The sequence below is a fragment of the Aeromonas sp. Y311-2 genome (genome assembly GCF_027706025.1).
GTDB lineage: Bacteria > Pseudomonadota > Gammaproteobacteria > Enterobacterales > Aeromonadaceae > Aeromonas > Aeromonas veronii.
This window is the reverse complement of record NZ_JAPDCL010000009.1, coordinates 160,657-167,013: the sequence shown is the minus strand read 5'-3', so window position 1 is coordinate 167,013 and position 6,357 is coordinate 160,657. Positions and strand designations below refer to the sequence as shown.

The 6,357-nt window shown below is 60.5% G+C and carries 3 protein-coding genes and 1 pseudogene; all 4 read right to left on the bottom strand.

Annotation, left to right across the window (positions count from 1 at the left end; all coding sequences use genetic code 11):
* Window positions 1–59 precede the first annotated feature (59 nt).
* A pseudogene (locus tag OKC42_RS10945) lies at window positions 60–593 on the bottom strand (FAD binding domain-containing protein); the annotation flags it as partial.
* A complete protein-coding gene (xdhA, locus tag OKC42_RS10940) occupies window positions 586–2,904 on the bottom strand; it encodes a xanthine dehydrogenase molybdenum-binding subunit XdhA (RefSeq protein WP_270819651.1) in 2,319 nt (772 codons plus the stop codon). The gene xdhA and the pseudogene OKC42_RS10945, both read right to left, overlap by 8 nt.
* A 393-nt stretch (window positions 2,905–3,297) precedes the next feature.
* Window positions 3,298–4,599 (bottom strand): NCS2 family permease, encoded by a 1,302-nt coding sequence (locus OKC42_RS10935; protein ID WP_180343373.1) that lies wholly within the window; start codon window positions 4,597–4,599, stop codon window positions 3,298–3,300.
* 396 nt (window positions 4,600–4,995) lie between these two features.
* Entirely contained in the window at window positions 4,996–6,312 is a 1,317-nt protein-coding gene (guaD, locus tag OKC42_RS10930) for a guanine deaminase (RefSeq protein WP_151285969.1), read from the bottom strand.
* Between the last annotated feature and the right edge of the window lie 45 nt (window positions 6,313–6,357).

Here is a 6,357-nt window from a genome sequence, read left to right as displayed (position 1 = left end):
CTACCTGAAGCAACACCGCTTATATACCCGCACACTTGGAATTATTTGAGTCTCTAAAAATGAGGGGATCTCTGAGGGGCGAAATGAAACGCCACCAGAATTTCCGCCGGTTGCAGCGCCACCTTGCCGGGGCCGGTATGAAATCCCGCGATGGGGATGCGGCGCGTACCATTGGGCCCGGCGATTTCCAGCTCAGCTTCCAGCGCGACGGTAGGCGCCGCCGAGTCGGCACTGGTGGCGCCGTTGCAGATGTTGCCGCCATAGGTGGCGACGTTACGGATCTGCGGACCGGCGATGGTGGCGGCCGATTCGGCAAGCATTGGCAGGCGGCGCTGCACCAGCTCATTTTCGATGAGCTCGGTAAAGGTGGTGCCAGAGCCGACACGGATCGATCCATCAGGCAGCTCACTCACCCCTTTGAGCTCGGGCAAGTCGTGAATATCGACGATATGGCGATAGGCGGCGTTGAGGTGATGCAGCTGGATCATCACATCGGTGCCACCGGCCAAGAGACGCGCCTCGGGGTCAGCCTGACGCAGGGCGACCGCCTCGGCCACACTGTGCGCCTTGTAGTAACGGGCAATATCAAACATGGTGTTGCTCCTCCCCTGCTCCCTCGCCAATCAGACCCGCCGCGACAAACTCCCGAAACAGGGTCTTGGGGGTGATAGGCAGCTCGTTGATGGCCACCCCGGTCGCCATGCGAATGGCGTTACGGATGGCCGGGCCCGGCGAGATGATGGGCGGTTCCCCCAGGGATTTGTGGCCATAGACCGACTGGGGTTCATAGGTCTGCACGAAGTCGCACTCAAGCTCTGGCAAATCCAGCATGGTGGGAAACTTGTAGTCGAGCAGGTTGGGGTTGCGCACCACGCCGCTCTTGGCGTCGATGATCATCTCCTCGAACAGCGACCAGCCGATCCCCATCCCCATGCCGCCGTGCACCTGCCCCTCCGCCAGCTGCGGGTTGAGGATCTTGCCCGCATCATGCAAGTTGAGGATACGATTGATGGTCACCTTGCAGAGATCGATATCGACGCTGAGATCGACAAAGGTGCAGCCAAAACTCGGCGGATTGGTGGTGGTCTTGTGGGAGACTTCCGAGGTGATCTGGCCACCAATGGTAAGGTGGTAATAGGCGTTGACCGACACCTCGGCGACGCTGATCAGCACCTTGTCCGGCGCACCGGCCAGCACCACGTAGCCGTCGATCAGGGTGAGCGACCCCACATCCTGATGGCAGAGCTGGGCTGCCAGCGACAAAATGCGCGCCCGCAACTGCAGCGCCGCCTGATGGATGGCGGGGGCTGCCACATAGCTCTGGCGCGAGGCGAACGAGCCCGGATCGTAGGCGGTAATGTCGGTATCCTGAGTCGAAATGACCCGGATCTGATCAAACGGAATGCCTAACGTTTGGGCCGCCATCTGGGCAAAGACGGTATCCGACCCCTGCCCTATCTCGGTGGCGCCGATCTGCAGATTGACGGTGCCATCCTGATTGAGCAGCATGCGGGCGCCGGCAATTTCGACCCCCACCGGGTAGGTGTTGGAGCCGTAGCTAAAGCACGCAACCCCGATGCCGCGCCGCACCCGACTTGCCGGATCCTGCACCAGACATTCGGCCTTGAGCCGTTCCCACTGGAACTGCTCGCCGCCCCGGCGCAAACACTCAGGGAGCCCGGCGCTGTAGATGGTCTTCTGGTTGACCTGATTGGCATCCCCCTCGCGCGCCACGTTGGCGATGCGTACTTCGAGCGGATCCAGACCCAACTCGGCGCTGGCATCATCCAGCATGCATTCAAGGGCAAACACCACCTGCGGCGCGCCGTAACCGCGCATGGCACCGGCGGTGGGCAGGTTGCTGTAGAAGGTTTTGGCGTCATAACCGAAGGCGCTGCGCGGATAGAGGTAGCTGATCTTGTTGGCCCCTGCGCTGGCGATGGAGTGGCCGTGGGAGGCATAGCCGCCGGTGTTGGAGAGCACGTCGAGCTGATACCCCCTGAGGGTGCCATCCCGGTTGATACCGAGGGTGCCATCGATGGCAAAGCCATGGCGGGTGCGGGAAGCAAAGAAGCACTCCTCCCGGCTCAAGGTAACCTTGACCGGCACACCGCCAAGCTTGTAGCTCAGAAACGCCGCCATCGGCTCTTCCAGCACATCCTGCTTGTTGCCAAAGCCGCCGCCCATGTAGGGCTTGATCACCCGCACGCTGGACCAGGGTAGGCCGAGGGATTTGGCCACCCGGCTGCGCACAATCTGGGGGATCTGGGTACTGCTGACCACTATGATGTGGTCCGGCTGATCCATATAGGCGTAGCAGGTCACCGTCTCCAGATGGCAGTGCTGCACCACCGGCGTCTGATAGTGCGCCTTGAACTGCAGATCCGCTGCTGCGATTGCCTGTTCCGGCTCACCCGCCCGGATCTGGCTTTGCCGCAGCAGGTTGCCATTCGGATGGATGGGATAAGCATCCTCGGCCAGCGCACTGTGGGCATCCGTCATCACCGGCAGCGGTTCGTAGGTCACCTTGACCAGGGCGGCAGCCTTCTCGGCGACCAGCGGATCGCGCGCCACCACGATGGCGACCCCATCACCAAAGTGACGCACATGGTCGGTGAGCAGACGCCGGTCTTTCACATCCCGTTTCGCCTCATCGAGAGACCAAGCGTGACCGGCGGTGCGAAAACAGGTGGTGGGCACATCTTCATGGGTAAACACGGCTTCGACCCCGTGCAGCGCCAGCGCTTCGGTCGCATCGATGGCGAGCACCTTGCCGTGGGCAATATTGCTTCTCACGTACTTGGCGTGGCGCATCCCGAGCATGATGTTGTCATCTGTATAGCGGGCGCTGCCGGTCACCTTGGCCTCGGCATCCACCCGCTTGAGCGGTAATCCTATGGACATATGCAAGTCCTTTTTCGAATGGAAAAATCTGGAACCGGCATAAAAAACAGCAAGATATGCGCCTGTTTCCCGCCATCGTCAGGAGAATGGGGAGAAGTGTGAAGGGGATCCCATCTAGCCCGCTTTTGTTGGCTCGCAGCGACAAGCCAGGGGCAGCCCCTGAGCAAACGGGGCACATCAGCGGTGAAAAAAGCGGCAGAGCGAGGAGAGCAAGGGTGGGAGCCTATCAATCTGGTAGGGGGATTTATCAAAATGGTATCGCGATGAGACCACCCAACTACGGAGACGACCGAGACGTGATAGCCAGCCAAGACAGGCTGAGCAACGCAGACATAAAAAGCCGCAGGCATAAAAATGGGACCGCCAGTGCGGCCCCAAACGGGCGGGTTATCCCTAAATAGCCCATCCTCCAGCATAAAAGAGCACCAGTGCCAGGGCGATGACCACGGTGCCGACGTTGAGTTTGTGCCACTCCTTCGAGCAGATGCGGCCGATCACCAGCGAGCTGAAGCCAAGCATGATGCCGGTGACAATATTGCAGGTGAGCACGATAAAGACAGCGCACACCAGCCCGGACATGGCCCCGACAAAGTCATCGAAATCGAGCTTGGTGACATTGCTCAGCATCAAGAGCCCCACATACATCAGGGCCGGTGCGGTGGCATAGGCGGGCACCAGATAGGAGAGCGGTGAGAGGAACAGCATCAGCAGGAAGAGGCCGCCGACCACGGTCGCGGTCAGGCCGGTTTTGCCCCCCGCCGCCGTGCCCGCGGCCGATTCGATATAGACGGCAGCCGGAGCCGCCCCCACCAGACTGGAGAAGATGCTGCTGACCGAGTCGGCACTGAGCGCCTTGCCGCTGTTGATGATATGACCATCCTTATCGAGCAGGTTGGCTTGGCCCGCCACGGCGCGGATGGTGCCTGTGGCATCAAATACCGCCGTCATCACCAGCGCCAGCACGCTGGGCAGCACCAGCGGCGAGAGGGCCCCCATGATATCCAGACTGAAGATGAGGGACTTGCCCTGATCGTCCGAGAGGCTCGGAAGGGCGAACAATCCCTGATACTTGACCGCCGGATCGAAGATAAGGCCGAAGATGGAGATGGCGATGATCACCAGCAGGATCCCCCCCGGTACTCTCAGCTTCTCCAGCCCGAAGATCACCGCAAGGCCGATCAGGGACATAATGACCGGCATGGAGGTAAAAGCCCCCAGCGCCACCGGCAGCCCCTCCAGCGGGTTCTTGATCACCAGCCCCACCCCGTTGGCAGCGATAAGCAGCAAGAAGAGACCAATCCCGATGCCGGTACCGTGGGCAATTCCCATCGGCAGGTTGTCGAGTATCCAGCTACGCACCCCGGTCACCGAGATGGCGGTAAACAGCACCCCCATCAGGAAAACGGCCCCCAACGCCACCGGAATGGGGATCTGCTGCCCCAGCACCAGACTGAAGGCAGTAAACGCCGTGAGGGAAATAGCGCAGCCGATGGCCATCGGCAGCTTGGCCCAGAGCCCCATCAAGAGCGAACCGAAACCCGCCACCAGACAGGTGGCCACAAACACGGCGCCGGGAGGAAAGCCCGCCTTGCCGAGCATGCTCGGCACCACTATCACCGAGTAGACCATGGCAAGGAAGGTGGTGAGGCCCGCCAGAACCTCCTGTCTGACATTGCTGCCCCGCTCGCTGATCATAAAGTAGCGATCAAGAGCCGTGAGCGGCTGTTGCTTTGGTGCGCTCTGGCTGGCGTCATCATTGGCCAGCTGTTCCACGCTGTTTGTCCTGCTGTTTGCTTGGGTCATACCCAACTCCTTCACACGCGCCTGAATGTTCCATGACGAAATGGCGACAGGATCTGCGGATCTGCCTCGCGCCAGTCTGATGAGAAACAGGCGATGGTGGCAGAAGATGCGACAGACAGACCAGGGCAGGCAGCCTTGACTCAAACGTTTGCCTTGCTGATCAAAAAAACCGGGCCATTTCACGTTCTATGCGGGGAGATCCCCTGTGGTGCGGCAAGACTGGCCTCCTGTTGGGTACGCCAGCCGCCGTATTCGTCGGGGCTGCGCCGCGGCAGCCCACTCCAGCCCCTACCCCCGTTCATGCACCAGTTGGCCATCCACATAGGTGCGGTAGATGGATCTGTCATCTCCCAGGGTCAACAGCACAAAGAGCTTGTCCCGCAGGGTGGTGGAGTTGTCATAACGCAACTGCTGCAGCGGGGTGGCGACCGGGTCGAGCACCACGAAGTCCGCCTCCTTGCCCACCGCAAAGCTGCCGATCTTCTCATCCAGCCCCAGCGAATGGGCGCCGCCCAGGGTGGCCAGATAGAAGGCCTGATAGGCCGAGAGCCGCTCACCCTGCAACTGCATCACCTTGTAGGCCTCGTTGAGGGTCTGCAGCATATTGAAGGTGGTGCCCGCGCCGATGTCGGTGCCCATCCCCACCTTCACCTGCTTGCGCCACGCCTTGTGCAACTTGAAGAGACCGCTGCCCAGATAAAGATTCGATGTGGGGCAGAAGGCGATGGTGGAGCCGGTCTCTTTCAGGCAATCCCACTCCTGCTCTTCCAGATGGACGCAGTGGGCAAACACACAGTTGTGGCCGGTCAGGCCATGCTGGTGATAGACATCGAGATAACCCTTGTGCGCCGGAAAGAGGGATTTGACCCAGGCGATCTCGTCCTTGTTCTCGCACAGATGGGTGTGCAGATAGGTGGTGGGAAACTCTTCGCGCAGTCGCCGCGCCATCGTCAGCTGCTCGGGTGTCGAGGTGGGTGCAAATCGTGGTGTGATGGCATAGAGCAGGCGACCATTGCCGTGCCAGCGCTCGATAAGCTGCTTGCTCTGCACATAACTGCTCTGCGCGGTATCGAGCAGATAATCTGGCGCGTTGCGATCCATCATCACCTTGCCGGCGATCATCCGCATATTGATGCGACTGGCCGCCTCGAACAGGGCATCCACCGACTCGGGGTGAACGGTGCCGAACACCAGCGCCGTGGTAGTGCCGTTTCGCAGCAACTGCTTGATAAAGAAGGTGGACATCTCGCGGGCATACTCGAGATCGTTGTAACGCCGCTCGGCCGGGAAGGTGTGGCGGTTGAGCCACTCCAGCAGTTGCTCGCCATAGGCCCCCACCATCTCGCTCTGGGGATAGTGAATGTGCGTATCGACAAAGCCCGGCACTATCATCTTGCCGCGGTAATCGCGCACCCGCACCTCGGCCGGAATGCGATCTTTCCCCTCCTCCCACTCACCAAACCAGTCGATGCAGCCGTTGCGAATGATCAGCAGGCCATCCTCGATAAGGCGCGCGTTGGACTCAATCTCCTCGGGCTGATCCACCACCCGGGTAATATCGAAGAAGCTGCCGCGTACCGCTTTGACAGAGTTGTCGTTTTTCATAACCGTTTCCCTGTTTTGCTTGTTCTGTTGACGTTTTTTGCCGGT

Bases quoted from the DNA above. Each gene is read 5' to 3' on its own strand.
- xdhA (WP_270819651.1), bottom strand. From the start codon at position 2,904: ATGTCCATAGGATTACCGCTCAAGCGGGTGGATGCCGAGGCCAAGGTG.
- OKC42_RS10935 (WP_180343373.1), bottom strand. From the start codon at position 4,599: ATGATCAGCGAGCGGGGCAGCAATGTCAGACAGGAGGTTCTGGCGGGC.
- guaD (WP_151285969.1), bottom strand. From the start codon at position 6,312: ATGAAAAACGACAACTCTGTCAAAGCGGTACGCGGCAGCTTCTTCGAT.